Below are 25988 nucleotides of genomic sequence, written 5' to 3' on the forward strand. Positions count from 1 at the left end.
AGAAAACCCCTTTGGGAGTGATCTTTATGTTCGACAAAATATCAGTTCGAAACCGTCTGCTATTGGTATCAATCGTACCTTTAGTGGTTTCAACGTTGGTCATGGTGATACTGGTACAGAGCAAACTCGACAATCTCATCGAGAAAGAAGTGGAGACCGCGGAAACCCTGTTGCTTGATACCAAAAAAGCCGAGTTAAAAACCATAATGCAGATGGTTTATGCCACGATTAAGCCCATATATGAGGCGGGTGGGAGCAGAGACGAAGCGGTTGAATTGATGCGCAGAATGGAGTTTGGAGAAGACGGATATATATTCGGGTACGATGCAGACGCAATCCGCATATTCTCTGGCTCCTCCGACGCGAAAATTGGCGAAAGCTACGCTGATTTTAAAGACGTCAATGGCGTGTATCTAATTCGAGACCTGATTACTGCGGGTAAACAAAATGGCCGAGGAACGGGCTCTGAATTTGTGGCTTATCATTTTCCTCGCCTAGGACAGACGAAAGCAGTTGCGAAATTGTCTTACTCAATGTATCTGGAACGCTGGCAATTAATGATAGGCACAGGTGTCTACATCGATCAGATCGAAAAGCAGGTATCCAAATTCAGCGCCCAGAGTTTAGCGTCTGAGCAGGAGCTTTTAGTTTCGATTGTCATTTCCGCGGTGGTCATTTTAGCCGCGCTTGTGTTTTGTAGTATTGTGGTAATGGGGTCAATTCTCACACCACTGAGAGCGGTCACAGATTCTATTCAGCGACTGTCCAGCGGTAATGGCGATTTGACCCAACGTCTTCCTGTTAATGACAAATTTGAATTGGGTCAGCTGTCTGCGGGCCTCAATGCACTATTGGAATCGCTTAGCCATCTCATCACAAGGGTGAAAGATGTGTCGATGAATGTGAAATCAGAGAGTGGCAAACTCACCGCTGAAGTCATGCGTATCGAAGAAGTTAGCTCACTTCAACACAGAGAAATCGAACAAGTCGCAGCCGCTACAACCCAAATGTCACAAACTGCGCAACAGGTGGCGAATAATGCTGGCAGTGCTGCCGATGCGGCTCAACTGGCTGACCAAAATGGTCAACAAGCTTTAGTGAAGGTGGATGAAAGTATCAATGAAATGGACCAGTTGAAAGAGGAGATGGAAAAGGCGAGTAATGTCGTAAAACAAGTTGGCCACGACGTGGAAAACATTAGCGCCGTCTTGCAGGTTATTGAAAACATTGCGGAACAGACAAACTTGCTGGCATTGAATGCGGCGATAGAAGCAGCAAGAGCGGGCGAACAAGGCCGAGGATTTGCGGTGGTAGCTGATGAGGTGCGCAATCTCGCGAGCAAAACCCAAGGTAGCACTGAAGAAATTCAAGAAATGATCAGTAAATTACAGACAGGTTCGCGTTCTGCCGTGTCGGTGATGGAATCAAATATCAGTCGAAGTGGTGCGGTAGAAAATAGTATCGCAGATACGTCAAATAGCTTGTCGGAAATCGCCGGTTCAGTTGAGACAATGAACAGCGTTAACACACAAATTGCGGCCGCGGCGGAAGAACAGAGTTTGGTGGGTGGTGAAATCAGTAAACGTATCGCGGAAATCTCTGAACAAACCACAGAATTAAGCCAAATTGCGGTAAACAGCTGCAAGAATGCTGAAAAAATGGGTGCCGTCACCCATGATTTAGAGTTAATCGTGGGTCAGTTTAAAGTGTAAGTACATGCCGCTTTTCAGCGGCATGTAGCACATCACGGGCGCGACAATAAATAATGGAATGCACTACTCGCCTAGGGCTTGGAGCTGCCTAATTTCACTAATCGACTTTGGAAACGATAGATAGCTGTTTAACAATACTGTGTTTTTTAGGCTCACCTTTCAGCTTGGTTGATAAAGGGATTTCAGAGCTCGATTTAGTCGAGAGTTGCTCTTTGTGCTTGCCTTTTGTTTCCGCTTTTTCCGAAATTTTCCATAGCAATTTTGCAAAGTCTCTCAGGTCTTCTGGTGCCGCATAAATCGTGATTTCTTCCGCGTTGATGTCTTTTTCTACTGTGATCATGGTGATTCCGAAAATACGGTTAGATGCGTTACATTATAACCTTTTTTGACTGTGCAAAGACAACGACCTCCGGCAGTGGAATCAGCGTTTAGCGGGCGATTTTTCGAGTAAATAACGTTCCAATGAATACTGGCCACAATAAGAGAACGGAGGGTTGGCAGTAAAGTTTGTAAAGACTCCAAATACAGCGAGAGGTCAGGTGTTCAACCGTAAATGCGAGAGCAGCCAGCACAAAAAATAATGCGATAAATGCCAGGCGAACATACCACCAATCTTGGCTTTTAATACCTGTGCGGCTGCCCCAGATTGCTGACACGAGGCCATTTGAAAGCAACAACTCACAAACCAAACCTACACTGGCGCAAAGCAACCAAAAAACCGTTGGGTAATAGTCAGTATTGGGAATTAAAGAGAAGATATCGAACGTAAGTACGCCGACTAATACTAGCGAAAATACAATCAAAGTAGCGATTAGCATGCGCCAATACAATGACCACACCATTAGCGACAACCGTTTGTGTCAAAATACAATTGGCTCGACAATAGCATATTGCCGTTGAGTTTTTTACTTTAACTCTGGAGGCGTTAGTGAATAAGGTGCTGACCAAGCGTGTTGTATAGCACTTGAATGTTCAATGGTTTGGCCGCAAAACCATCAAAGCCGGAAACGGTATACTTTTCAATGTCAGTGCGCTGCATGTTTGCACTGATGGCGAGTATAGGAATCTGTTTGCAACGCTCTTTTATGCGAATACAGGCTTCTATACCACATACGTTCGGCATATTGATATCGAGAAGAACGGCATCGAATTGATATTGCCCAAACGCATCAATTGCTTCTTGCCCATCACAGGCGAAGATAACAGTGGCACCAGTGTGTTGAAGCATGTTTTCAAGTATCAGCCGATTAATCTCATTGTCCTCAGCGACCAATATTGTTTTGTCCTTAAAATCGGGTGGCGAGCTAGATTGAGATCGCGAGTGAACGGCAGTGTTTTGCGGTTTGATAACCCACTGGCTACCCAATAATTTATCTACGACATCGATTAAGCGTTCAGTTGATTCAATAGAACGTTCAAGCAAATGCACAGCATTAGGGTGATCTGGTTGCTCTCTCAAAATCTGGAGTGCGCCATAAATACCATTGATAGGTGTTCTGATTTCATGGCTCAATTGGGCAATGACATTGCCATTGTCTGTCTGTTTGAGGTCATTAATTTTCTGCGAGATATAGCGCAAAAAAGCGTCTTCGTTCGCGTTGCTCTGTTCTGACGTCAATGTTTGTTTGTTGCTCAAGTTGTTCATCATCTTCCCGCTACTGCGTTCTTCCAATGAGCGTTCTTCTGACAGTTTACCGCGATGCCGAGTCAGGCTTGAGTCAACTTAAAACGTCAGTGATTCCATGATTAAAAAGTGCCGAAAGTGTACCGAAAAAGAAGTGCTACGCAATTCGACAATAGAGTAATTTTTCTACATATAGCCTCAATTATTGTTTTTGATACTAATGTAACGACCTTGTTAAATCACGCGTAACGCCAGTGTTTGCGGGCTTTTGATGATAATGAGACGAAAGTGAGTAAGTAGGTAATACGTGGATTACATCGAAAATCGTATACCTAAATTAAGACCTTTTCGCTGCCTCGTTAACCTTCGTTTTCAATAGGTTTTAGACTTTAGTTGTAAGTTAAGTGCGTCATTGAAGCGCGAAACAAAGCTATTGTCGAAATCACTTTTGGTAAACATAAAACAAACATCTTGTTGAATGACGATAAAATTTGCTTTTTTAACGCCACGAATATCTCTTTCTTTGATGATACTTTGTATGTTGAGTTGGTCATCGACAATCAAGTCAATGGCGTTTTTGGCCAGCATTAAAACTCGTCTTTCGGCCGTCTCAATATGGGCAAATCGATGACGATAGTCTTGCTTGACTGCGTCAAACTCTTGGCCGTAATAAGCTGACATATTGGTGGCAACTGTGGATGTCTCTGATACGGCTAATAGTGACCGCAGAGACTTGAAGTTGTCAAAATTTGAGTTGGTGTAAAACACACTGATGATTTCTTTGCGATACGGTAAGGAAAACCAATATGACTGACTTCGTTCTTGAGTGAACGTTGCGCCAATAACGGTATTAAAGCCCAAATGTTTGTTTTGTGAGGTGAGTCTGCGTTGTGGCACATCAAAAAGCATATCGATATTGACGTTGATGTGATGTGCAACTTGTCTCAATATATCAATATCTGTACCGACGAGTTTGCCATTTTCCATGTAAGAATAAGGGTACCAATCAACGTGCTCGGAGACGGCTAGCACGATGTTTTCTGGCTTTTGTGGATTACCCAAAACGCACCAGGGTATTGTGATCATGAGGGCCAAGAAGCCCAAATTTATTCTACGATTTAATCGCATCAGCTTACATTGAGTGGCTTGTTTAAATTGTGTGCCGTCACTTGAGTATGTCACAGGCGTCTCTAATTTCGACTGAAAATCAAAAATTTATACTAATGATTAATACGTAGCATACGTGTTAGATTATCAGGCGCATTGGCTTAATTTGTAGCCAGTTAAATTCAATTGTGAAGGGATCTTACAATCATATGAAAGCATTCAAACTCACCGTTTTATTTATTGTCACGGCGATAGTCGCAGTAATAGTGTTCCATAAAGAAATAATCACGAGTGTCCTAGTACCTCAATATATTGCTTGGGCTCATGAAACAGAAAAGCAGGGCCAGAAAATTGGCGTTCCTCTTAGCCAAAGAGAACGTCAATTAGCTATCGATATCGGAGTCCAAAAACCTGAACTGGTGCGAATAATTTATGTTGATGAGGTGCCTTTTCCCCATGATAACTTCGCGCTGAAAACGCTTGGTGAGGCCTTGGGCTTTGTCGGAGAAGGCATCATAAACAATGCTCAAGTTTTTGGTTATTCAATTTACGTGCGACATGGTTTTCAACTCGATAAACCCAAATTAGCTCATGAGCTTGTTCATGTGCTGCAAATTGAAAGATCGAGTTTGGATGAGGTAGTGACACAACATTTTGCCGATATGTCAGTGTATAGCTATGAGGAAGCGCCTTTGGAAGCGGAAGCGTTTTTGGCCAATGAAAAGTATAAAGCAGGTTGGTAGCAACACGGTTAATCACAATAATCATTGAGGTGGTTTTGACTATTGATACTGTATCAATGTAAACGTCGAATGTTTCCTGCATCGAGTTATCATAACGATCTCTTGTTTTAACGGAGCCTGTTGTTGAACTCTTCATTTAGCCCATTTTCACTTGTTCTCAAGGGAGCCATTGCGGCGCTTCCATTGAGTATCGCTGTCATACCATGGGGCATTTTAGCCGGGTCGTATGCCATTGATGCAGGAATGAACGCGTGGGAAGCCCAAGCAATGTCTGCAGTGTTGTTCGCCGGTTCTGCTCAGCTTGTTGTGTCTGGCATGTTTAAGGCTGGTATTGGGCTTGGTACTATGGTGCTGACCACTTTTTTCATTACATCTCGCCACCTTCTATACAGTGTCGCCATGCGCGACAAAATTAGTCCGTTGCCGTGGTACTGGCGCTTGTTACTCGGGCATTGGCTTACAGACGAGCTATTTGCCATTTGCAGTGGGCAATCCAATAAGGCTTTTACTCGATGGTATGCGGCAGGGGTAGGAGGATCGTTTTATTTGATATGGAATATCGCGAGTTTTATCGGTATTTGGGCAGGAAGCTTCTTCCCTGATATCCAATCTTGGGGATTGGATTTTGCTGTTGCCGCCACCTTTATCGCCATTGTGGTGCCACACATAAAGACAGCTCCAGTGTTAGTGTCGGTACTCGTATCGGGAGCCAGCATTATCTTCTTTACACTCCAAGCTGTGCCAGGAGCACTCATGTTAGCATCGCTACTTGGTATGGTTGCCGGGTACTGGTGCGAAACGCGATTAGACAGTCAACGGCCAAGATTGAAAGAGGAGAGAGGGCAATGACTATCCTGATTATCATTTTGTTAAGTGCAATCGTATTTGCCAGCCGTTACCTGTTTCTTGAGCCAGCAATCCCACTGAAGTTAAATGAAAAAATGCGGGTGCTATTGAGCTATTCTATGCCTGCGGTTCTGACGGCGATTTGGGTGCCAATTGTCTTTCTTCCAGAAGGAGAATTAGCCGTAACATGGCACAACCCATACTTAGTTGCGGCGACATTGGCGTTCGTGCTGGCGCGCTATACCGCTAACGTATTATTAACCACCATCGCCAGTATGGCGGTATTCGTGGCGTTAAACATCTTTGTTTAGATAATAGCCCTTTCCATTACTGATACTTTGAGTTCTTGTTGGATAAGGGCAAGCCCCTTGATCATCCTGTCCAAGGCCAAATTCCCTAAACAGAGTCGAATATGCGGCGTTGTTCGACCATCGCAATAGAAAAAGGCCGAAGGTAGGACTTCCACATTGCGACTGTGCAAACGGCTGATGATTTCGGCGTTGTTAGCGGTGGGCGAGTGTTTGAGCCAAATATGAATGTTTACTGGGTCGTACGCGAGGCGATAATCCTTTAAATAGTCTTTAGCAATAGCCAAGCGTTTTTGATTTTCTATCTGACGTTTTGCGACTATCTTATCTACGTCACCTGCCAGTAATAGTTGATGGGCAAGTGTCGTGATAATGGGAGAGGTCATCCAGTTTTGAGCCTGGATAATACGAGTCAGAGAAAGTTTGAATTCCGCTGGAGCGATGAGCGTGCCCATACGCAAACCCGGCGATACACATTTTGAAAAACCCGAGATGTGAAACGTTCTTTCTGGAGCCAGTTGCTGTAAAGCCACCACAGGCTCGTGATGCAGGTAGAGGTCGTCTTCTAGGATGAACACACCATGACGTCGCGCAATGTCTACCAAGGCTTGCCGGTGAGACAGTGACATAGTGATACCGGTCGGGTTGTGTGCAGTCGGAAGCAAAATCAATACTTTGCTCAGCGACGCTTTGCAGGCCGCTTCGAATGACGCCAAGTCTAACCCATTGTTGTCTACTTCGACGACCAGAAGCTTCAGACCGAGAATGTCTAATAGTGCTTTTTCCCCGGGGAAGGTGGATGCCTGTACCATCACGGTATCACCTTTGCCACAAAGCAACATCAAGGCGGACATCATTCCTTGTTGAGCGCCGTTGATGAGAAATACATCGTCCATATGGCACTTGGCGCCGCGCGTATTCAACCATGAAGCAATGGATTCTCGGTGAGCAGGTTCGCCGATAGTATCTCGATAGCAAGACCACATTTGATTGTCCCCAGTTTTGGCTAACGACGCCAAATGGGGGGCGAAATAAGACTGCAAATCCATTTCAGCTGGCTGATTAATTGTAAAGTCATAAGAGGTTGGTGCACCGCTGACCATTGTCGGCAAGGGCATTTTTGTGGGTTTCGTTCCAGATACAAATGTTCCTTTGCCCTGAGTTTTTACGACAAGCCCTCTCTCGGCAGCGTCGGCATAGGCTTTGTTTATCGTACCTGCAGTGACACCAAGGGCGTCGGCTAACGATCTTACTGTCGGCAACCTTTGACCTTTCCTCAGTGTACCGCTGCGAATATCACTCGCAAGACAATCGACGATTTGTCGGTAAAGATGAGTGCTACTCGTTTTTTGGATACAAGGTTGCCACATAACTTTCTTCTTATTGATAGGGTATCAATTAAATAATTTGATACTGCACATTTCTGTCTGAATATATCAATACGCTATGTTCAGGAGATACGCAAGTGAGTTTCGATACCATTTTTATGTTAACCGTGTTTGCAATCAGTATGACTTTTACCCCTGGACCAGCCAATCTAACCCTTTTGGGGACGAGTGTTCAGGTGGGAGTGAAACGCACAATACCTATGTTGTTAGGTGTGGTTTCTGGTTTTTTTCTTACCGCGATAGCGGTGTGTGTGGGATTAGGCGAGTTGTTTCTTCACTTTCCTCAACTTATGTTGGTCGTGAAAGTGCTTGGTAGCCTTTATATCGTCTATCTTGCGTGGGGACTATGGATGGCTCGTAGAAACGCGATGGAGAGTAAAACGGTGGAATATCCGGGTTTTTATCGCGGATTGTTAATTCACCCTCTTAATCCAAAAGCATGGTTTATGTTGATTTCTGCATATGGTCAATTCATCGAACCCGATTTGGCATTGCAAGGCAGTGTGATGTTAATCGCCGTATTCAGTCTCGCTGGCGTTGGCGCCAATTTTACTTGGACGTTGGTTGGCAGTTCTCTGCATACATTTTTGCGCGATGAGCAAAAGAAAAACGGGTTATTTACATTGTTATCTCTCGTGATGCTCGTAATGGCTATCACTTTGTGGATTGCGTGATACCCCAAGACCAAGATGGGCAGCATCTAGCGGCTGCCCTTCCTTAACACTGCATTGGCTGTTGTGCATTATTGATTTGTAAAATGAACCCTTCTCTATTGAGTGCGAGTTCAACTTGGTCCCCCACCGATAGGCCAGTCTCTACACGCTGATCCGCTTTGAGATCGGCGAGCAGTCTATCCGAAATAGCAATTTGGTGATTGTCACAGTCTGACATAACCCATCGCCCCTCGGTTTGCTCTAATCTGACTACGCGAGTACTTGCGACTTTTTGAAGTGCCAAGCTTTGTTCAAAATCAGCCTGATATGCAGTGAGCTGTTCCCGATATTGTTGGGCGTTAACACCGAAATGTTCTTCCTGATAAGCGTGTACTTCTAAAGCAACCAATGAATCACTGGGGTCGTGATAGGTCATGACCTGATCGGTAAAATCAAACAAGCCGACCAAAATTGCCAGTACAAAACCTGCGGCTCCCATTGCTGCCCACTCGCGATTGAACCAAAAAGGTAGATAGCCGCTCTCTTGTCGCTCCGCCTCTTGCATCACTTGGCGTTTTATTTTGGCAGGCGGTATGTGATTTTGCTTACTGCGCTCATAGGCGGCATTAAGCTGTTTATCCAAATCATTCATGGGACGTCTCCAATGCCTTACGCAGTTTTTCTCTCGCATAACGCAAACGGGTTTTGATGGTTTCTACAGGGGTGTGGCAAATCTGGCTGATTTCAGCCAGGCTGAAGCCTTCTTGCTGTAAGGAAAACGCTTCTTTTTGTTCAAACGGCAAACACGTCAGACAATCGTGAAAACGGTCTTGGCTGTGTTCGTAGTTTACCTCACCGGCCAGCGCGTCAAGGGCTTCGGCGCTGTGTTCAAAGCGAGATACTCGTCTGATTTCGTCCAGTAAGGTGTTTCTCGCGAGCGTGAACAACCAAGCTTCAAATTTACCTTGGTCGCCATATAGATGTTTCTTTTCAATGACTTTCAACCAAGTTCTTTGTGTGATATCAGCCGCAGTATCCGCATCGGACATGACCAACAAATAGTAATACAACTTATTGTTATGCTGGTCATACAAAGCGGCGAGTGCCTGTTTATCGTCCTTCGCTGCAAAACGAGACATCAAGCTCTCTGGTGAGGGAGAGCTTGAAAAAAAGTCCTTGATTGAAACCAGTAGCCCAGCTCTGGCATAGCTCATCAAACGTCTCCTTATTGATCGAGCTTGAATTCTAATAATACATTCATATTGGGTTGACTAACAGCCGTGCCATTAACCACTGTAGGCTTGTACTTCCACCTTGCTAACGCTCTTCTAGCCGCGCGGTCAAAAATGCGCTTTGGCTTGGCGTCTATGACACTAATGTCTTGCACAGTGCCGGTCGGCGAAATCGAAAATGACAATCTTACCCAACCTTCAGTGCCGTTTCGAGCCGCATCAACGGGGTATGTGGGGTCAACTCTAAAAATAGGCGTGGCCGTGCCATCGGTAATGCCACCGCCAACCGATGTGTCTATGGTGATGTCTGTCACCGTGTTGATAGGCCCTATGGTGAAATCAGTTACCTCGTTGTTTGGTGTTTCGTCGGCGCGAGGCAATTCTTTTGGCGGTGGCTGAATTGGCTTTTCCATGGGCTTTATCTTGTTTCTTTCTATTACCTCTGGTTCGTCGACATCCAAAACGACGGGCCCCAGCGTCACAGGCTCTGAGGGGTCGATAACAACATGATCTTGCTCGATCAGCTTAGCCATAACAACAAAAAGACCGAAGGTTATCGCAACGCCCAATGTGATGCTGCCGAGTGCTCTAACAGTTAACTTTGGTTGTGGTAATGTTTGAGTGATGGTCTGCATTTTTCTTCCCCTTTTTTTTAACTCAACGGGTGAGAAAAAGGAAAGGGGTGAAAAAATGTGAATTTATTTTTAATCCACGAATAGGTTGCGACCCATGCTAACTACTTGTAGTTTGATATTTGTGGATGAAAAGCGGCACGCGTTGGCTACCTTCAACATCGCCGATTGATTTTTCAATACTCTACATCACTAACGAAAAGGAGCTTTCATGAACTTAAACCAAGTGACCTTAGCAGTAAACGATATGCCTTTAGCTGTCGCTTTTTACACCAAACTGGGATTTAACTTAATTGTGGATACCGAACATTATACTCGGTTTGAATGTCCCGAAGGCGACTCCACGTTTTCATTGGTACTTGATCCTAACGCGGGAAACAACCCCACGGTGATTTACTTTGAGCACGAGCAACTTGATGAATGGGTAGCTGACATTGCAGCAAAAGGCATCGAGATCGAGCAGCCCCCTACTGACCAGTCTTACTTGTGGCGCGAAGCAATTGTTAGCGATCCAAGCAACAACAAGATTAAACTGTATTGGGCTGGTGAAAATCGACTGAATCCACCTTGGCGCGTAAATTAGGCCGTTGTGGAACTAAGCACCTAAGTGTTGTTTTCGTGTTGCCTCCGGGCTACGACCGTGCCATTTACTGAAGGCACGAATGAACGAATTGGGGTCATCAAAACCCAACATAAAAGCGATTTGGTTTGATGGAAGGTTGGTGTCTTTCAAATAATGTAGCGCTAATTTCTGTCTTACATCATTGAGGACTTGTTGAAAGCTGAACCCTTCAGCGTTGAGTTTGCGTTGTAACGTGCGCTTACTCATGAAAAGCCGCTCGGCGACAGACTCAATTGAGGCGTTACCCGCGGGAATCAATTTTAACAACAAGCTTGTTACCTTTTCTTTGACACTTTGCTGTGCAGTGACTTTCGTGAGTTCGGTGTTGAGTTGCGGCTCAAGAAAATGCCAAAGGCTGTTATTTTGAGTGATAAAAGGCTGACTTAGCGCCGCATCATCAAAGGTAATAAACGTCTCCTCGCCAAGCGTTGGCGTTATCCCGAAGTATTCACTAATGTTTGGTGACATGGACGCTGCTAAAGGAGAAGCAATCTCTACAGGTTTAATGTGCTTGCGAGTGCATAGACGTAACAATTGTAAGAGAAAAATGCATTCGGTTAATCGAAAACTCTCAGGCATGGCCTCACCTGTGAGGGTAGAAATACTGTACTGCGTGCCAAGCTTTACGCGATGTGTATTTAACGTCATGGGCCCAATAAGTGGTTTAAACCTTTGCAACCGTTTCGTTGCCATCAGCATATTCTCGCTGCATTGAGCCGCGATCAAAGCGGGACTAAAGGTTTCTGGCGAAATAGCCGTGCCTACTATTAGGGGATGGTCTGTACTGGATGATGCCTGCTCGCAAGCTTCCCACAAGGCAACAAATTGCTTGAAACTGACTTTGGGATTCACTTGTTCAAAAATATCGGAAGGGATTTTGGCTTGGTGTAATACCCGTTGTACATCAAGGCCCAAATCAACCATGACGATTTTCCAACCCATTTCTAGTGCAAATTGCGTAGTCAAATTAGTGCTTCCCAAAGCAAGGATAACTTGATTATAAAAATGCACGAGGGAAAAATCACTTGCTAAATGCGCCAAGCTACTCGCACAAAGTGACACTCGCTAAGTCAAAGTGGATTGCATCGCATTGAGAACGTCTTCAGGTGTGGCGCGGTATCGGAAGTCTTGGCTGACTAAGCGCCATCCAACCTTTTGTTCTTCATTGATGATAAATACGCCAGTCAGTGGAATTTTCCAACGTTCTTCAATCAATGAGGGGGAGATATCCACGCTTTGTAAAAATTCTACAATAAAATCCGGTAGCTCAACGTCGATTTGGAACTCATTGATGATGTTGAAATCGGGGTCGGATACGATGTGAAAGCCTTTTTCTTCGAAGCGACGCCAGTCGTTTGTCGCAAATTCAGTTTCAGGCGTGATGGCAAAAAACTGGGTATTAGACGCTTTAAAAATAGGCATAGAGCTGTGGAACAAATCAATGTAGTAATTGCAGTAATCACACCAGTCACTGCGAAAGAAAATAATAATTGCTGGCCCGCTTTCTAGCCATTGACTCAGCGGCTGGCTTACCCCGTTGCTGTCTGCGATTTCAATATCTGGTACCGGCGCATCTATCGCTATCAAGCCCTCGGACATAGGGGCTTGAGCGAACCAATCAATCATTTTTTCATAAACATGACGAATGTCTGCTGGGAGTGACTCTACCGTATTTGTATACATAGAGGTCGTATGTTGATAAACACTTTTTCTATTTTCTAGAGGCATAAATGACAAACTAGGTAGTGATTTCGTTTAAGTATAGACGAAACTTAATATAAGTTTATGACCATGCCCAACGTGATTTGCTCACGCTGGGCATAAAGTAACGCTAGGAGCCAAAATGATAGCTGACGGAAAGTACTACTTGTCTGCCTGGAGCAAACAACCTATCGCCAACGTTGATATCGACATTGGCAACACGGTTTATGCCAGCCAAATGAGGTTGGTAGGTTTTGTCAAAAAGGTTATGTAAGTTGAGACCGAATCTCATTTTTGAGCTGAATTGATAGCCTACACTGGCGTTGACAATGCCATACCCTGGGCTAGTTTGCTCGCGTTGTAACGCAGAAACGCGAGTCTGTTTTTTGGCCAGTTGGGCTTCTAGCTTCAGATCAAGCGGACCTTCTAGATAGCGCATGTGCGCGCGCAGATTATCCGGTGCTATTCTGAACAAGTTGTCATCAATATCATCTCTTTGCCCCCGAACGATGCTGGCAGTGAAGCCGAATGTCATAATTTCATTGGCTTGATATTGTCCAGAAACTTCTGCACCCCACAGGGTGGCATCAACATTCTGCCATTGTAATGGCGCTGTGTTACCCATCATCATAGTGATCATGGTTGCGGCTGGGTTCATCGCAGGGACACCAACAATGTAATCGTCAACTTGTTGGTAATACGCATTGGCCGAGAGAGAAATCTGATTGTTTTGCCAGTCGATTCCCAGGTCAATTTGGCGGCTTGTTTCTTGATCAAGTGCAAGGTTGCCTAGATAGGTGAAACCATCCGCGAGCCCGGCAGAGATGGTAAGTGGCAACCAAGTGTAGAGCTCAGTGTAACTTGGTGCTCTGCTCTTCTGCCCCAAAGCCATGTAAGCTGTTGTCGAACTGTTGACGTCGACACTGGCGTGTAAGGTCAGATCAAGCAAGTCATGGGTAATATCGCGGCTGCTTTGATTAAACGTATTAACAAGTGTGGCGACATTCGAATTCATCATTGCCATTGTAGAAGACACATTACCCGCATCACTATTGACTTGGGTGTATCGGGTACCGACTAACCAATTCCAGTCTTGATATCGGTTTGATAACTCAGAGAAAATCGAGTAGCTATCACGAGTGACGTCATTGAAATTGGCAATATTCAGGTTTTGCAAAATGGGGTTGGTTATCAAAGAATTGTGCTCGTCGCCTGCGATTTCAATACCGCCGTGTAAACGGCCGAAGTTTGTTTGTGTGAAGCCGCTGAGTTCTAGGCCCAACGAATTGGCGTCAACAGTATTCAACCTAGCCATCGGGTTCATAGTGTTTCGTTGGGAAACGTTGTCCATTCCATGATCGTTTTGATTGCCAAAAAGGGTAACTTCAACGCCGCTATGGTCGTCTGATGAATACTGATACTGTAATCTGTACCAATTGGCATCGATATACAGGATATCCATCCCAAGAGCGGGTGTGCCTGCGTTGTCTGTTCGTAAGATTTGGTAACTCACATCGAGCGCATGGTCGTTATGCCTTAGGCCAAAGGCGAGTTTACCGCCTGTTCTGTCATACTGATAATTTGGAATTTGTCGGTTATCTCCATCGGCTAGCTCATCGGCCTTTTGGCGTGTGAAAGAGACGAGGCCATAACCTTTATCGGTACCGAATCCCAGAGAGCCATTGGAATGGAAGATATCTCCCCCATTTTGAAATAGGGTGCTAATACCGCCGAACACATTGCCTTCATTAAACAGGTACTGGTTGGTGTCAGTCTTCACCTCTACGTGACCACCAAGTGTCTCAGGTCCAGCGCTAACGGGAGCAATCCCTCTAAATAGTGTGACGGCTAAATGGGGCTGGACGATAACATGAGAAAGAGGAGAGTCCATCGCGTTTGGACCCGCGCCAGTGATAGGCGCTCCGTCGATCTCGATATTCACTCTGTCGCCAAATAAGCCGCGATATTGTAAAACACGGGTTGCACCACCATTGGTGTTCACATTAACACCGGGTAGGTTAACAATACTGTCGCTAAAATCTGGCGCAATAGTTCGGTTCGAATCCAAAGAAATCTGTTGCTCGTTGACAATTCGTTGCCCCGTGACGGTAACGACCTCAGTTTGACTTTGATTGGCGAAGGCGTTTTGACTCAATAACGCAGCCGTCATCGCGACTGCAAGTGCAGAGGGGTTTAAGTTTTTCATGAAAATCTCTTATCCATTAATCACGCGTCTTGCTTTACGCAGACGCAATAAATTTAATTGTTTGTGTAACTGCGGACTAAGAGCGTATTGGGGGGCCTCTGACGAAGGCTTTGAGGTAGGCAAAGCTGGTATATGGGCGTGCAAACAAGCGCTGAACTAAAGCGCGGTAACTCACTAAACTCGTGGTTTCATATACGGCTTTGTGCAATGTAAAGGCCTGCAAGTCTCCCTGCACCTTGCTTGTACAGTCGACTTGGGGCACATCGTCATCGATGAAAGTTGATGGGTCGACAAAAACGAATTGTCCCAACTCGTCAGATTGAGATATCGACACCCATTTCATGGTATTCCCCGAACAAATTAATGTGACATCAGCGGGCAAGTTTTCTTGCGCTTGATGCATTTGCCAGCTTGCTGTACCCAAGGCGAGCGCGTGCTGCATAGCCAGTATGCATATTAAAGCAATCCATGTTAGTTGCTTTGTTGCTCGCACCATTGAAACAGACTTATGTGGGTAGTCGATGTTGACAGTCTATCCAATAAATTCTGAAAAATCCCAGTATTCGTGAAAACTTTGACCTGAATCTAACGATTTATTGGTTTGGGCAACAGCAACACTCGAAACCTGAGATACCATTTAACATTATCCATATAGCGTGGCGTTAGGCCTGTAGGGACACCGATTTATTTTGGTAACAAAAATGGATTAAACTGATTTTGCTAGCGTAGTAATTAGGCTTGAATTTAATGACAGATTCAGGCTTGCTTAACTCATCGGATAGACAATTGAACTGACTATGCATCATCACCATCACCACCATGAATCGGACACCGACCGGATCGGTTGGGCATTTTGGCTGAATTTTATTTTTACCATCATCGAATTTATCGGTGGATTGCTTACCAATAGTGTTGCCATTATGGCTGATGCGGTTCATGACCTCGGTGATACGTTATCAATAGGTTTAGCTTGGCTTTTTGGCAAGTTAGGCCATAAAAAATCGTCAGACGCCTTCTCATATGGTTACAAAAGATTGTCTTTACTCGGCGCGCTGATCAACGGCTTCGTGCTGGTTGTCGGTTCCGTTTGGGTGCTGACATTGAGCTTGCCCCGAATACTTGAGCCTGAAATGCCGATGACACAGGGTATGATTGCGCTGGCAATTTTAGGTATTTTGTCAAACGGGTTTGCAGCCTACAAACTGCACGGTGGCCATACGATGAACGAAAAAATGCTCAATTGGCACCTGATAGAGGATGTACTGGGCTGGATTGCCGTGCTCGTCGTTGGTGTGGTGTTGTTGTTTGTAGAATGGCCGATTTTGGACCCGATATTGTCAGTGCTTTTTACGGGTTTTATCTTGTTTAATGTCGTCAAGCATGTATCGCAGACCGTAAAATTGTTTTTGCAAGGCACACCCAGTGAGCAGCAACAAGAGGCGATTCGTCAAGCCGTACTTGCAGTAGATGGTGTACAAGCCATCCATCACATGCACTTTTGGTCTCTCGATGGCGAAAGCCATGTGTTCACCGCTCATATCGAGATAACTCAGGAAGCCAGTGTTTCTTGTTTGATTAGCGTAAAGCAAGATGTCGCTGATGCCCTTCGCCCTTTCCATCTGGCACACACCACTGTTGAATTAGAAATGCCCGGAGAAGCTTGTCGCGATGAGGCTTGTGTGCCAGCCCATGGCCATTCTCACTGATGGCCCTTAAACCAATGAATTTTAACCCAAGTCCTCAATATAGGTCGCCTCATGACAATAACACTTTCTGCTGATTCTCCGATGAGGCACCCAGATTTTATCTTCGGTACTGCGACTTCGTCGTATCAAATTGAAGGGGCGAGAGATGAACGCGCCACATGTATTTGGGACACCTTCTGTGCTACGCCGGGAAAAATTAAAGATGGCAGCAATGGTGATAACGCATGTGAGCACCTCATTCATTGGCGAGAGGATGTGGAATTGATATCGTCACTGGGATTTGATGCTTATCGCTTTTCTATTTCCTGGCCGAGAATTCTCAATGAGTATGGCGACATCAACCAAGATGGCATCGACTTCTACCTCAACATGTTAGACACGCTTATAGAAAAAGGGATTAAGCCATTTGTTACGCTTTATCACTGGGACCTACCTCAGTGTTGGGAAGATAAGGGAGGGTGGCTAAATCGCGACACCGCCTATGCCTTTGCCGACTATGTTGATGTAGTGACAAAAGCCTTTGGTGATCGAGTTTACTCTTACGCTACTTTGAATGAGCCTTTTTGTAGTGCTTATCTGGGGTATGAAATTGGTGTTCACGCCCCAGGTAAAGTTGGTAAAGAATTTGGAAAAAAAGCCATTCATCATCTGTTATTAGCGCATGGTTTAGGGATGCGCGTTTTGCGCAGAAATAGCCCTAACAGCCAAAATGGCATCGTATTGAACTTCACGCCAATGTACCCAGAAACGCCGAACGATCAACAAGCCGCAGAGTTAGCGCACACCCATTTTAATGATTGGTACATACGACCGATTCTAAAGGGAAGCTATCCGGCATTGATTGACGACATACCTCAAGCACATCGGCCGGATATCGCGCCGGGAGATTTAGCCATTATAGCTGAACCTATCGATTACCTTGGCGTGAATTACTATTTTCGAGAATTCGTTTGTGCAGATAGCAAAGAAGGATTCAAGCAATTGCCACCTCCTGCCGATAGCGAAGTTACGGCGATGGGATGGGAAGTGTACCCACAGGCATTGACTGAGCTACTATTGAGGTTTGATCAAGAGTTTGATTTGCCGCCGATTATCATCACTGAAAATGGATTGGCTAGTGATGACGTTAACAGTAACGGCATTATTGATGACAAACAGCGTCAACGCTATTTTCAATCTCACTTTGCTGCGGTCGATAAAGCGATGGTAAGCGGCATCGACATTCATGGTTATTTTGTTTGGAGTTTAATGGACAACTTCGAATGGGCTGAGGGATATGAAAAACGCTTCGGGATTGTGCACGTTGATTACGATACCCAAGTTCGTACTCCCAAAGAGAGCGCCCGACAATTGAAATGGATACTTTCACAGAGATAATGGGCTGGTGCCTTATACTTTAGTATAAAGTTATGCTTTATCATAAAGTTGCAAATGTACCAGTAAAAATAAAAACACGCGCGAAACACAGTTAATCAGCAGTTTTCTGATAGTGAATTAGTAAAATTGTCTGCTATGCTAGTGTTTTCTTTGCCTGACAATGAGGTTAGATATGCTGGTACTCAAATCGAGCTACGATGCCAAGCTAGATGAAATTACAACACTACGAAAAGAAAAAGAAAGATTGTATGAAGAGATACGCCAACTTAGCGACGAGAACCAAGCGCTAAAAGCGAGTCAAACACAAACCACTAGCCATCAAGCTAACGAATCGAACCAACTTGTCAACGCCATGCTGAGTTCTCTTAGGCAACTGGAGGGCATTCGACAAACAGTATTGACCTCTTATGAGAATATCGACAAAGAAGCATCGGGCATTGAGGGCGTCAATGGCGTATTTGAAGAGTCGTCATCTTCATTAGACAAAATTATCACGGATATGGACGGCCTAAGCGATAAGATGGGCACCATGAGTGAAAGTATCTCTGGCTTATCTGAAACCGCAGACAGCATTAATAAATTCGTTAGCACTATCACAAGCATTTCTGATCAGACAAACCTTTTGGCGCTGAATGCGGCTATCGAGGCAGCTCGCGCTGGTGATGCTGGTCGTGGGTTTAGTGTCGTTGCTGATGAAGTTCGCGCACTTGCAAACGAAACCAACAAGTCGGCAAACGAAGTCGCAGAACTAGTACAAAGCATTATTCAATCTACACGTTCTGCAGTGGGTTCTGTTAACGAACTTCAAGAAAACAATACTCACTTATCTGAGGGCGTTGGCACCCTCAACAGCAACTACCAAGAGATTGTCTCGTTTTGTGGCAGTGCATCAGGCACGATTACACAAGCATCTCAGCAAAGTTTCGTTCAAACCGTGAAGCTTGACCACGTTGTGTGGAAAGGTGAGGTGTATGAAGTGGTGTGTGGGAGAAGCCATAAATCGGCGGCTGAATTCAGTGACCATCGCTCTGGACGCATTGGGGCTTGGTTACAATCTCAATCGGCTCAGGTTACTGGTCGAGTTGAGGGAACGTTAGCAAGCGTCCACCGTTTGGGTGTAGATGCGATTAACGCAGCACAAGCTGGCGAGATGGACAAGTGCTATCAGGCTCTCGAAGAAATGGAACGAGCCAGTGAACAGGTAATGTCTGCGTTGGATAGCTTCGCAAGCTAATTTCCATGATTGATAAAAGAGCCGGCATTTGCCGGCTTTTTTGTGCTCGCCTGCTCAGTTTAACCATCACTTCACTCTCTTTTTAGTGTCGAATCACAATACTTACAGCTACAAGTCAGCAACAAAATCCGCTCTATCACTCTCCACTTTTTATTTTCAGAACGCTTTGCAAATTAAAAATAAAATGCGAATTTCTCATTTTTTAAAATGGGGATTAATTGCTATCTTTTTGTTTTTTATGGTTTTTTATCTTTGGCACGAAGTTGGCAATATCTCCACCGTTCACAACAGTTTTTGGGAACAACGTTTTAACAAGCACTAGGCATCAAGACCAACCAGAGTGCAAACGAGGTTCCAACCGCATAAGCGGTAAACGAAATTGACGATTAACGCTTAGAGAGATTGTAAGCAGGAGAGATAAAATGACTATTTCAGTAAATTCAACAGCATTTGCCCCCTCATACGATAGTAAGTCGGTCAGTGTGACCAAGCCATATGGCCATAAAGGTTTGCCTCTTTGGTTTCAAAAAGCCGCGGCACTGGCTGGGTTGATTGTTTTGTCTCCTCTATTGCTCGTTGTCGCTGCGTTAATTCGCTTCGAAAGCCGTGGCGACATTGTGTTTAGCCAAGTGCGGGTGGGAGAACTCGGTCGCCAGTTTAAGTGCTACAAACTAAGAAGCATGTACATCAAAACTGACCCTAAGTTCCAAGAGCCCCAGGCATCTGACAGCGACCGCAACGGAGTGTGTAAAAAGTATTTTAACGACCCTCGGATCACAAAAGTCGGTCGTATTATTAGAAAGTTGTCGATCGATGAGTTGCCACAGCTGTGGAATGTAGTGAAGGGTGACATGGTGTTGATTGGCCCACGCCCTCATCTTGTTAGCGAGTACGAGCAGTACGACAGCAACATTTTACCGCGCCTTTTTGCAAAGCCAGGTATGACAGGGTTATGGCAAGTAAACGGTCGTGCCGACACAGATTTTGATGAGCAATTAGAACTAGACAAAACCTACATCCGTGAGCAAAGCATTATGAACGATATTAAGATTTTGGCTGCTACTGTCCCCGCTGTATTGGGTGCCAAAGGAGCCTATTAAGCAGAACGCTTCTGCGTTTCCAACCTCTCTTGGCCTCTTTTTGAGGCCTTTTTTTCAATTCACTCGGTTCTGTAACACAAACATACAAGTTCAGGAGCCGCAACTACAACACGTAAAAACGGGAAATGACAGCCTAGTCGTATTGGCCCCTACAACGCCAACAGGTTAACACTACAAGCAGGAGCAGCTCATGAGTAAATTTGATACGTACATCGTCGGCAACTTTGGTTTTAATGACTGTAGCTCAGATATGGAGCTACTCGCTGCAAGTTGGGGCGTGACACATTTCCTGAATGCCGCAGCGAATCGATACTCGAATTACGGTGACCTCGATGCAGATGTGTTTGGTTTTCGACGTCAAGTTTTACCGTATCCACAACGATTTCGTGGGCAACATCGCCTAATTCACTGGCGAAATGCGTTTTATAGCAACCGCATCGTATTTGCTGGGGGAAACACCTTCCATCGAGCAAAACAGTTGAGTTTATACCGACAGCTTATGAAGTTGGCAAACAGTAACGAACATTACGCAATTGGCATTCAGTTAGGCGCCTTTTCAACAAAAGCAGACGAAGTTGCATGCCGAAAGTTTTTGTATGACTGTGCGTTTGTCGGAATTGGCGACCCTGCAAGCTTCGAACGCGCCAATGACATAGCACCCAATGCCAATCTGTTAAAAACATTTAACCTTGCCCCTACGATGCTAAATCATCCTGACTTCTCAGCATCATCAGTCGCTAGAGAGGGAATCGGTATCAACATCTGTCCAAATGAATTCGGTCACCATGATAAAGGCGTGTGGTATGAGTATGTTGCTAAGTTGATAGAAGCCATTTGGACACAAATGAGAGAACCCGTCACGTTAATAGAGTGGGATACACATAGTGCGCGTCATCATAGCGTCGAAGTCAATTCACGACTATCTGCCAACGTTCCTATTGATGTATTGAGGTATCAGCCTGATCCGCTTATGACGCTGGCCTCTATGTCTCGTTTTAACGCCGTTTTGGGAATGAAGACGGAGGCCTGTTTGTACGCTTCGCTTGTTGACACTCCAGTTTTGGCTTTGAGTCAGTTACCGCCATGTGATATCTGGTGTGACCAAGTCGGGGTACCACTGTGTTACCGCGTAGACCCGGATCAAGCGATGATTCACAACACAATTGACCTGCTCGATAATGGTTTGCGTAATGGGTTTCTGCGGTGTGGTATGGATATTGAAACAATGATATCAGATGCATTCAAAAACTGGAGTTATTGCTATGAATATGCCAACGATCTCAGTGGTTATCCCGCTATACAACAACGAGGCTACTATCGTTGAAGCTATCCAAAGCGTATTGAAGCAAACCTTTGCTGCTAAAGAAATAATCGTTGTCAATGACGGTTCAACTGACGGTGCTGAGGGCATGCTCAAAGCGGCTAATTTACCCAAAGTGCGAGTGTTGAACCGCAAACATCAAGGCACATCAGTATCTCGCAATATTGGAATTCAGCACGCAAAATGCGAATTTGTTGCCTTCCTTGATCCAGCCGATCAGTGGATGCCTTCTCACTTGGAAGAAATGGTTAAACTGACAGAAAAATTTCCACAAGCAGGCCTGTTTGGTTCTCGCTATCAAGTGATTCAGGAAAATGGCAATTTTGGCGACGCTAATATATCGCTGAAACACATCGACCCTGACGGTATGTTGATAACAGACTACTTTAATCTCGTCTCAAGGGGTGATTTACCGTTTGTTATGTCATCCGTGGTGGTGAATCGTAATTTGTTCAAACACATTGGAGGGTTCAGAGCGGGTGAGGCGATTGGCGCAGATCAAGATTTTTTCGCCAGAGTCGCGCTAAAGGCGGGTATTGCGTATAGCCCAAACATTCGAGTGTTACATTTTAATCAATCGGATTTAATTTCTGAAGACCTGCTTGTGCCAGAGAAAGAATGCCCATTTAGCCAAAGACTCAATCTGATCGTCACCAATCAAAAAATAAAGGCAGGCTTGAAGCGCGATATCCAACGTTACTGTGCGAGTCACTTATGCACAATTGCTAAATTAAATGCTCAGATTGGGCGATACACTATCGCCGCTAAAATACTACAAGACCCTCGATGTAAGCTTAATCTTAAACAGTATTTGAAGGCCAAATTGATAACCTATGTAAGTGGTGTTCTTGCTTTTGCTGGGATGGGCAAAGCTGCTTAAAACACGCAGGGCCTGCTTACTCTAGGTAAACACGCCCTATTGGTACTTTTGTTGATACTGCAGCATAAACGAGGGAGTGAGCGATTCGATATCGGCCTCTTTGTTCTCGCAACGACTAAACTGTTTGATATCAATGTTTTGCCAGCTCTCATTTTCTAACCAAAGACGAATTGCTTGTGCATTGTCTTCATTCATTTCTGACATTGTGGTGGTAAACAACACTTTTCCGTATTCTTTTTCAAAATCTGCGCCGCGGAAGTGGTCATACAGTAAAACTAGTGCTAAGCCCGCCTCACTGAAATGTCCCCCATAAGTACTAACAAGATTCGAATCTGAGACTAAACGAGCGGCACGCTCGCTCCAATTGAAACTGTAATGCAATGACGGAGCACTCGCTGCCTCTTGCGAGAACACACGCTTTGCACCGGCTGAAAGCGTAGATGATGCTGTCAAAAGTAGGTCAATTTTCTCAAATCGACGCAATGCGGCACTCGCAGCCCGTTCGCCACCCTGTTCGGCCCAGTCGGTATGATAAGTTTGCGTCGGGAAAATACCAAACTCCATCAGCCCCTGGAGGTAGCCATTGGTGCGGGAAATGGAGACCGTATCTGACTCTTCACCCGCAATAATAATCACTATTGGCTCGTGGTTTATCGCCACTAGTTGCTCGGTGGCGCTGCGAGCCATTTGATAAGCAGATTCCCTATCATTAGGAGAGATATGGCCAATCCATAAAGGGGATTTTTCTCTTGGTTCGCCATATTCAGACTTCTGGCGATGAAGCATAGTGGTATTGAGACTAAAATAAGGAATGTTCAGTTCACTGAGATCGGCAAAAAGTCTATCCGCGCCTTTGTGAAAAAGCGGACCAATAAAATAATTGGGCATAGTGTTGCTTTGGTCAATTGCTTCTTGGATGACATCTCGAAATAGAGCGCGATGTTGGTACTCAGGCGCAATGTTGTGAATTGTCAGTGTGATACCTAATGACTTTGCGACCCAATTGGCAAAAGCAATATTTTGACTCCAAAACTGGCCCTGGGGAGTGTTGTCATTAACAAAGTAATGAATGTTGAGATCTGTTGTTGCAGGTTTGCATTCCACGGCCCAAGGTTTGCCACTAAGCCCAAACCAACTATAAGTCACAAACAATAAAGCAGAAAAACTGCGAAAATTACCAGAGAGCATAAACCCTAACTACGATACCAATCCGTTGCCTAAGCCTAGCTGCTATTTCTCTAGCTTACCACTCCGTCTTGTTTGTGCTTGTGTCTCGCTATTTGCAAATCGCAAATTTTTAATTTGCGACTGAGTGAATCAATTTGCTAGCTTCAAAATTTCTTCTATTTTTTATTCTTAATAAAATCAATGCCTTGAGTTGTCTTGAAGAGATGGAACGAAGATTGAAAGGAATCTACTGTGCTGCAACATAGGGTTGTAGTTCAGTTCCGGAGGCGGTATGCGCTATTCATCTGTAGCAGTAGTCGGTTTGAATCAAACAGGTTTGCCATTGGCGTTGCGGTATTGCCAGGCAGGATGTACTGTTTGGGGATTCGACTCAGATGAAATAGCGCTACGGAACATTCGCAATGGCTACAGTAATCTGTCGAATGTAGCGGATGAATTGATTGCAGATTACATCAATCAATCGTTCACTGTTTCTAACGATTATTCTCAAATTGTTCACTGCGATGCCGTCATCGTGAGTGTCGCCCTTGATGTCGATGCAAACCATTCACCAAATACCAGCGCGATAAACGACGCTGTCAGAGCAGTGCGTAAATACGCCTCAAACGGTATTTTGGTTGCCATTCAAAGTAACGTCTATCCTGGGTACACCAGAGATGAAGCATGTCAGATATTGCAGCAAGACGGTTGGCAGGTGGGTAAAGATTTTCATTTGGTGTATTCCCCGAACTGGGAAAAGCTAGACACGCATTTTGAGCCGCGTCCTGCCAAGAGTCGAGTGCTAGGTGCAATGACAGATGCGTGTATGGAGCGTGGATTAGCCTTATTTAAAGAAACGGAAAACAACCTTATTCCCGTGATGTCTACCACTAATGCTGAATTAGCCAAGGTGCTAGAAGATACATACCGAATGGTGAATTTCGGTCTGGTGAATGAGATGAAAATTATAGCCGACAAACTCGACGCCGATATCCATGAAGTCATTCGCGCCATGGCGACCAAGCGCGATGGCTGTCGTCCTCATTTTCCGGGTCCTGGCATCGGTGGAAAAACACTACCTACAATGCCCCAATATTTGAATTGGAAAGCCCGACACCTCGGGGTGCCATCTCAGTTTGTGCAGTTGGCATCGCAGGTCAATCAAAGCGTATCTGATTGGGTGGTCGTTAAAGTTGCTGAGGCACTCAATGAGCGTAAAAAATCAATTAATGGCAGCAAAATTTTAGTTCTCGGCGCGGCATATCGTAAAAACATTGCCGACACGAGTCGCTCACCCGCAATCAACTTAATGAAAATACTCTCGCTGAAAGGCGCTCTGGTGTCTTATTCAGATCCTTGGGTGCAAGAATTAAAGGCAATGGCACACTTTCGTGCAGGCGCTAAAAGTATGCCGTTGCTTCCTGAAACGTTATCGCAATTTGACCTAGTTCTATTGGCTACTGACCATGACGATTTTGACTACGATGACATCCTCGCGCATAGCAACCTTATTGTAGATACTCGCGGCCGGTTCGACAGCAGCTTAGAGAAAGTTGTTATGGCTTAGCCAACCTACCTCCATACCGCTACACTCTCCCTACCCCACTGTCGGGCCCCTTCGGGGGCTTCACCTCTCTCCTTTTGCCTTGCACTTACTCCACATTATCTGTTGTTCATTGATTGACGTTACCAGGCAAGCTCAGGTCACCTGATGCGATGTCCATGACGTTAACGACACATAGCAAGGGAGCATGAACACTCTGGTTGACCCGCAATCCTGAAGTCACACCGTCGTAGCGCATATTATTCAGTGTAGATGGGTCGTCAAAGGCCACTTTAATTTCCACCGTTTCACCATCAAAAGTTGGTTGCCAACCTGGGCTGTCGAGTAATAACGGTAAGCCTGGCCAAGTTTTTGGTAGGCGCGGAGAGGCTCCCTCTGGGATATCGACTACACCCAAAGCGCCTTCTCCACATTGCTCATTTGGCTGCAATACAACCCAATGGCTATGCCAGATATCACCATCATTTGCAGCATTACCGTCGCCATTTTCATCAAATAAGGGCGTATCATCAAAATCTGGGTGAGACGTCACCGCTAGCGCGAGAATGCCTGCATTTTTCTCAAACCCAACGTCAAAACTGTCCATTGTGGTCGGCCATACATATGAAAAGACCTCGCTACCGGCTAACTTTCCTGATGGCGAAGGTTTGGACTTACCCGCCGTACCCGATACCGCCATATGAAACGTCGCAATATTGCCTTCAGTCGTAATTTTAGTGTGAACAATATCAAAATCAGCGGCTACCTTTGCGCTCGCTTGTGCACGAATACCACCATGGTGTTTGCTATGGGCGTGTGTAGTCATTGGTACGCAACACAACATCAACAGGGCACCAGTGAATGTAAGATGTTTCATTTTCTATCC

At 45.1% G+C, this 25988-nt stretch carries 27 protein-coding genes; 13 read left to right on the forward strand and 14 right to left on the reverse strand.

Annotated elements, in window-relative coordinates; all coding sequences use genetic code 11:
- Nucleotides 1–26 precede the first annotated feature (26 nt).
- The gene (locus tag AC27G9_RS14075; protein ID WP_487075065.1) at nucleotides 27–1712 is read left to right on the forward strand and encodes a methyl-accepting chemotaxis protein; all 1686 of its coding nucleotides are present in this window, start codon (nucleotides 27–29) and stop codon (nucleotides 1710–1712) included.
- Nucleotides 1713–1809: 97 nt separating this feature from the next.
- Here AC27G9_RS14075 and AC27G9_RS14080 read toward each other — a convergent pair whose 3' ends face one another.
- The 4 genes from AC27G9_RS14080 to AC27G9_RS14095 all read right to left on the reverse strand — a co-directional run bounded on the left by AC27G9_RS14080 (nucleotide 1810) and on the right by AC27G9_RS14095 (nucleotide 4422).
- Nucleotides 1810–2052 (reverse strand): hypothetical protein, encoded by a 243-nt coding sequence (locus AC27G9_RS14080; RefSeq protein ID WP_487075066.1) that lies wholly within the window; start codon nucleotides 2050–2052, stop codon nucleotides 1810–1812.
- An 88-nt stretch (nucleotides 2053–2140) separates the two neighbouring features.
- Nucleotides 2141–2554 carry a hypothetical protein gene (locus AC27G9_RS14085; RefSeq protein WP_487075067.1) on the reverse strand — a complete coding sequence of 138 codons (414 nt, stop codon included), beginning with the start codon at nucleotides 2552–2554 and terminating at the stop codon, nucleotides 2141–2143.
- Nucleotides 2555–2637: 83 nt separating this feature from the next.
- A complete protein-coding gene (locus AC27G9_RS14090) occupies nucleotides 2638–3384 on the reverse strand; it encodes a response regulator (protein ID WP_487075068.1) in 747 nt (248 codons plus the stop codon).
- Nucleotides 3385–3708: 324 nt separating this feature from the next.
- Nucleotides 3709–4422: a substrate-binding periplasmic protein gene (locus AC27G9_RS14095; RefSeq protein ID WP_487075069.1), complete on the reverse strand. Its 714-nt coding sequence runs from the start codon at nucleotides 4420–4422 to the stop codon at nucleotides 3709–3711.
- A gap of 230 nt (nucleotides 4423–4652) precedes the next feature.
- Between AC27G9_RS14095 and AC27G9_RS14100 the strand changes: the two genes are divergently transcribed.
- The 3 genes from AC27G9_RS14100 (at nucleotide 4653) to AC27G9_RS14110 (ending at nucleotide 6343) form a co-directional block, all read left to right on the forward strand.
- Entirely contained in the window at nucleotides 4653–5186 is a 534-nt protein-coding gene (locus tag AC27G9_RS14100; RefSeq protein WP_487075070.1) for a hypothetical protein, read from the forward strand.
- A gap of 123 nt (nucleotides 5187–5309) precedes the next feature.
- Nucleotides 5310–6035, forward strand: coding sequence for an AzlC family ABC transporter permease (locus AC27G9_RS14105; RefSeq protein ID WP_487075071.1), 726 nt, complete (start codon nucleotides 5310–5312; stop codon nucleotides 6033–6035).
- Nucleotides 6032–6343, forward strand: a complete 312-nt coding sequence (locus AC27G9_RS14110; RefSeq protein WP_487075072.1) for an AzlD domain-containing protein — start codon at nucleotides 6032–6034, stop codon at nucleotides 6341–6343. The genes AC27G9_RS14105 and AC27G9_RS14110 overlap by 4 nt, the downstream gene beginning before the upstream one ends.
- Here AC27G9_RS14110 and AC27G9_RS14115 read toward each other — a convergent pair.
- Nucleotides 6340–7710 carry an aminotransferase-like domain-containing protein gene (locus tag AC27G9_RS14115; RefSeq protein ID WP_487075073.1) on the reverse strand — a complete coding sequence of 457 codons (1371 nt, stop codon included), beginning with the start codon at nucleotides 7708–7710 and terminating at the stop codon, nucleotides 6340–6342. The genes AC27G9_RS14110 and AC27G9_RS14115 overlap by 4 nt on opposite strands.
- A gap of 95 nt (nucleotides 7711–7805) precedes the next feature.
- On the opposite strand from AC27G9_RS14115, the gene AC27G9_RS14120 reads away from it, so the two are divergent.
- Nucleotides 7806–8402 (forward strand): LysE family translocator, encoded by a 597-nt coding sequence (locus AC27G9_RS14120; protein ID WP_487075074.1) that lies wholly within the window; start codon nucleotides 7806–7808, stop codon nucleotides 8400–8402.
- 43 nt (nucleotides 8403–8445) lie between these two features.
- On the opposite strand, the gene AC27G9_RS14125 is transcribed toward AC27G9_RS14120, so the two are convergent.
- Genes AC27G9_RS14125 through AC27G9_RS14135 form a run of 3 tightly spaced genes read right to left on the reverse strand, consistent with a single transcriptional unit; the run spans nucleotide 8446 to nucleotide 10248 of the window.
- Nucleotides 8446–9033, reverse strand: a complete 588-nt coding sequence (locus AC27G9_RS14125; RefSeq protein WP_487075075.1) for a hypothetical protein — start codon at nucleotides 9031–9033, stop codon at nucleotides 8446–8448.
- The gene (locus AC27G9_RS14130) at nucleotides 9026–9595 is read right to left on the reverse strand and encodes an RNA polymerase sigma factor (RefSeq protein ID WP_487075076.1); all 570 of its coding nucleotides are present in this window, start codon (nucleotides 9593–9595) and stop codon (nucleotides 9026–9028) included. The genes AC27G9_RS14125 and AC27G9_RS14130 overlap by 8 nt, the downstream gene beginning before the upstream one ends.
- Nucleotides 9596–9606: 11 nt before the next feature.
- Nucleotides 9607–10248, reverse strand: a complete 642-nt coding sequence (locus tag AC27G9_RS14135) for an energy transducer TonB (protein ID WP_487075077.1) — start codon at nucleotides 10246–10248, stop codon at nucleotides 9607–9609.
- Between the two features lie 208 nt (nucleotides 10249–10456).
- Here AC27G9_RS14135 and AC27G9_RS14140 point away from each other — a divergent pair, with 208 nt between their 5' ends.
- Nucleotides 10457–10828: a VOC family protein gene (locus AC27G9_RS14140; RefSeq protein ID WP_487075078.1), complete on the forward strand. Its 372-nt coding sequence runs from the start codon at nucleotides 10457–10459 to the stop codon at nucleotides 10826–10828.
- A gap of 12 nt (nucleotides 10829–10840) precedes the next feature.
- On the opposite strand, the gene AC27G9_RS14145 is transcribed toward AC27G9_RS14140, so the two are convergent.
- From AC27G9_RS14145 to AC27G9_RS14160, 4 genes are all read right to left on the reverse strand, one after another.
- Nucleotides 10841–11833: an AraC family transcriptional regulator gene (locus tag AC27G9_RS14145; protein ID WP_487075079.1), complete on the reverse strand. Its 993-nt coding sequence runs from the start codon at nucleotides 11831–11833 to the stop codon at nucleotides 10841–10843.
- 99 nt (nucleotides 11834–11932) lie between these two features.
- Nucleotides 11933–12550: a redoxin domain-containing protein gene (locus tag AC27G9_RS14150; protein ID WP_487075080.1), complete on the reverse strand. Its 618-nt coding sequence runs from the start codon at nucleotides 12548–12550 to the stop codon at nucleotides 11933–11935.
- A gap of 148 nt (nucleotides 12551–12698) precedes the next feature.
- On the reverse strand, nucleotides 12699–14774 hold the full coding sequence (locus AC27G9_RS14155; protein WP_487075081.1) for a TonB-dependent receptor plug domain-containing protein: 2076 nt from the start codon (nucleotides 14772–14774) through the stop codon (nucleotides 12699–12701).
- A 76-nt stretch (nucleotides 14775–14850) separates the two neighbouring features.
- Complete coding sequence (locus AC27G9_RS14160; protein ID WP_487075082.1) at nucleotides 14851–15216, reverse strand: hypothetical protein; 366 nt, start codon at nucleotides 15214–15216, stop codon at nucleotides 14851–14853.
- A gap of 355 nt (nucleotides 15217–15571) precedes the next feature.
- On the opposite strand from AC27G9_RS14160, the gene AC27G9_RS14165 reads away from it, so the two are divergent.
- The 6 genes from AC27G9_RS14165 (at nucleotide 15572) to AC27G9_RS14190 (ending at nucleotide 22392) form a co-directional block, all read left to right on the forward strand.
- The gene (locus tag AC27G9_RS14165; RefSeq protein WP_487075083.1) at nucleotides 15572–16480 is read left to right on the forward strand and encodes a cation diffusion facilitator family transporter; all 909 of its coding nucleotides are present in this window, start codon (nucleotides 15572–15574) and stop codon (nucleotides 16478–16480) included.
- A 51-nt stretch (nucleotides 16481–16531) separates the two neighbouring features.
- Nucleotides 16532–17857: a GH1 family beta-glucosidase gene (locus AC27G9_RS14170; protein ID WP_487075084.1), complete on the forward strand. Its 1326-nt coding sequence runs from the start codon at nucleotides 16532–16534 to the stop codon at nucleotides 17855–17857.
- Nucleotides 17858–18029: 172 nt separating this feature from the next.
- Complete coding sequence (locus AC27G9_RS14175; protein WP_487075085.1) at nucleotides 18030–19091, forward strand: methyl-accepting chemotaxis protein; 1062 nt, start codon at nucleotides 18030–18032, stop codon at nucleotides 19089–19091.
- Between the two features lie 422 nt (nucleotides 19092–19513).
- Nucleotides 19514–20191, forward strand: coding sequence for a sugar transferase (locus AC27G9_RS14180; protein WP_487075086.1), 678 nt, complete (start codon nucleotides 19514–19516; stop codon nucleotides 20189–20191).
- Between the two features lie 190 nt (nucleotides 20192–20381).
- Nucleotides 20382–21515 carry a hypothetical protein gene (locus AC27G9_RS14185; protein WP_487075087.1) on the forward strand — a complete coding sequence of 378 codons (1134 nt, stop codon included), beginning with the start codon at nucleotides 20382–20384 and terminating at the stop codon, nucleotides 21513–21515.
- Nucleotides 21454–22392: a glycosyltransferase family 2 protein gene (locus tag AC27G9_RS14190; protein WP_487075088.1), complete on the forward strand. Its 939-nt coding sequence runs from the start codon at nucleotides 21454–21456 to the stop codon at nucleotides 22390–22392. The genes AC27G9_RS14185 and AC27G9_RS14190 overlap by 62 nt, the downstream gene beginning before the upstream one ends.
- Before the next feature lie 36 nt (nucleotides 22393–22428).
- Here the strand turns inward: AC27G9_RS14190 and AC27G9_RS14195 are convergent, their stop codons facing one another.
- On the reverse strand, nucleotides 22429–23496 hold the full coding sequence (locus tag AC27G9_RS14195) for a substrate-binding domain-containing protein (RefSeq protein WP_487075089.1): 1068 nt from the start codon (nucleotides 23494–23496) through the stop codon (nucleotides 22429–22431).
- Nucleotides 23497–23851: 355 nt separating this feature from the next.
- On the opposite strand from AC27G9_RS14195, the gene AC27G9_RS14200 reads away from it, so the two are divergent.
- The gene (locus AC27G9_RS14200) at nucleotides 23852–25126 is read left to right on the forward strand and encodes a nucleotide sugar dehydrogenase (protein ID WP_487075090.1); all 1275 of its coding nucleotides are present in this window, start codon (nucleotides 23852–23854) and stop codon (nucleotides 25124–25126) included.
- 106 nt (nucleotides 25127–25232) lie between these two features.
- Here AC27G9_RS14200 and AC27G9_RS14205 read toward each other — a convergent pair whose 3' ends face one another.
- Nucleotides 25233–25979, reverse strand: coding sequence for a hypothetical protein (locus AC27G9_RS14205; RefSeq protein ID WP_487075091.1), 747 nt, complete (start codon nucleotides 25977–25979; stop codon nucleotides 25233–25235).
- Nucleotides 25980–25988: the final 9 nt, after the last annotated feature.

The organism is Alteromonas sp. 5NS40-0096 (assembly GCF_057544385.1).

Excerpts from the sequence above, each read along its gene's own strand:
- AC27G9_RS14075 (WP_487075065.1), top strand. The coding sequence starts at position 27 with ATGTTCGACAAAATATCAGTTCGAAACCGTCTGCTATTGGTATCAATC.
- AC27G9_RS14080 (WP_487075066.1), bottom strand. The coding sequence starts at position 2,052 with ATGATCACAGTAGAAAAAGACATCAACGCGGAAGAAATCACGATTTAT.
- AC27G9_RS14085 (WP_487075067.1), bottom strand. The coding sequence starts at position 2,554 with ATGGTGTGGTCATTGTATTGGCGCATGCTAATCGCTACTTTGATTGTA.
- AC27G9_RS14095 (WP_487075069.1), bottom strand. The coding sequence starts at position 4,422 with ATGATCACAATACCCTGGTGCGTTTTGGGTAATCCACAAAAGCCAGAA.
- AC27G9_RS14100 (WP_487075070.1), top strand. The coding sequence starts at position 4,653 with ATGAAAGCATTCAAACTCACCGTTTTATTTATTGTCACGGCGATAGTC.
- AC27G9_RS14110 (WP_487075072.1), top strand. The coding sequence starts at position 6,032 with ATGACTATCCTGATTATCATTTTGTTAAGTGCAATCGTATTTGCCAGC.
- AC27G9_RS14115 (WP_487075073.1), bottom strand. The coding sequence starts at position 7,710 with ATGTGGCAACCTTGTATCCAAAAAACGAGTAGCACTCATCTTTACCGA.
- AC27G9_RS14125 (WP_487075075.1), bottom strand. The coding sequence starts at position 9,033 with ATGAATGATTTGGATAAACAGCTTAATGCCGCCTATGAGCGCAGTAAG.
- AC27G9_RS14130 (WP_487075076.1), bottom strand. The coding sequence starts at position 9,595 with ATGAGCTATGCCAGAGCTGGGCTACTGGTTTCAATCAAGGACTTTTTT.
- AC27G9_RS14135 (WP_487075077.1), bottom strand. The coding sequence starts at position 10,248 with ATGCAGACCATCACTCAAACATTACCACAACCAAAGTTAACTGTTAGA.
- AC27G9_RS14140 (WP_487075078.1), top strand. The coding sequence starts at position 10,457 with ATGAACTTAAACCAAGTGACCTTAGCAGTAAACGATATGCCTTTAGCT.
- AC27G9_RS14150 (WP_487075080.1), bottom strand. The coding sequence starts at position 12,550 with ATGTATACAAATACGGTAGAGTCACTCCCAGCAGACATTCGTCATGTT.
- AC27G9_RS14155 (WP_487075081.1), bottom strand. The coding sequence starts at position 14,774 with ATGAAAAACTTAAACCCCTCTGCACTTGCAGTCGCGATGACGGCTGCG.
- AC27G9_RS14160 (WP_487075082.1), bottom strand. The coding sequence starts at position 15,216 with ATGCAGCACGCGCTCGCCTTGGGTACAGCAAGCTGGCAAATGCATCAA.
- AC27G9_RS14165 (WP_487075083.1), top strand. The coding sequence starts at position 15,572 with ATGCATCATCACCATCACCACCATGAATCGGACACCGACCGGATCGGT.
- AC27G9_RS14170 (WP_487075084.1), top strand. The coding sequence starts at position 16,532 with ATGACAATAACACTTTCTGCTGATTCTCCGATGAGGCACCCAGATTTT.
- AC27G9_RS14175 (WP_487075085.1), top strand. The coding sequence starts at position 18,030 with ATGCTGGTACTCAAATCGAGCTACGATGCCAAGCTAGATGAAATTACA.
- AC27G9_RS14180 (WP_487075086.1), top strand. The coding sequence starts at position 19,514 with ATGACTATTTCAGTAAATTCAACAGCATTTGCCCCCTCATACGATAGT.
- AC27G9_RS14185 (WP_487075087.1), top strand. The coding sequence starts at position 20,382 with ATGAGTAAATTTGATACGTACATCGTCGGCAACTTTGGTTTTAATGAC.
- AC27G9_RS14190 (WP_487075088.1), top strand. The coding sequence starts at position 21,454 with ATGAATATGCCAACGATCTCAGTGGTTATCCCGCTATACAACAACGAG.
- AC27G9_RS14200 (WP_487075090.1), top strand. The coding sequence starts at position 23,852 with ATGCGCTATTCATCTGTAGCAGTAGTCGGTTTGAATCAAACAGGTTTG.
- AC27G9_RS14205 (WP_487075091.1), bottom strand. The coding sequence starts at position 25,979 with ATGAAACATCTTACATTCACTGGTGCCCTGTTGATGTTGTGTTGCGTA.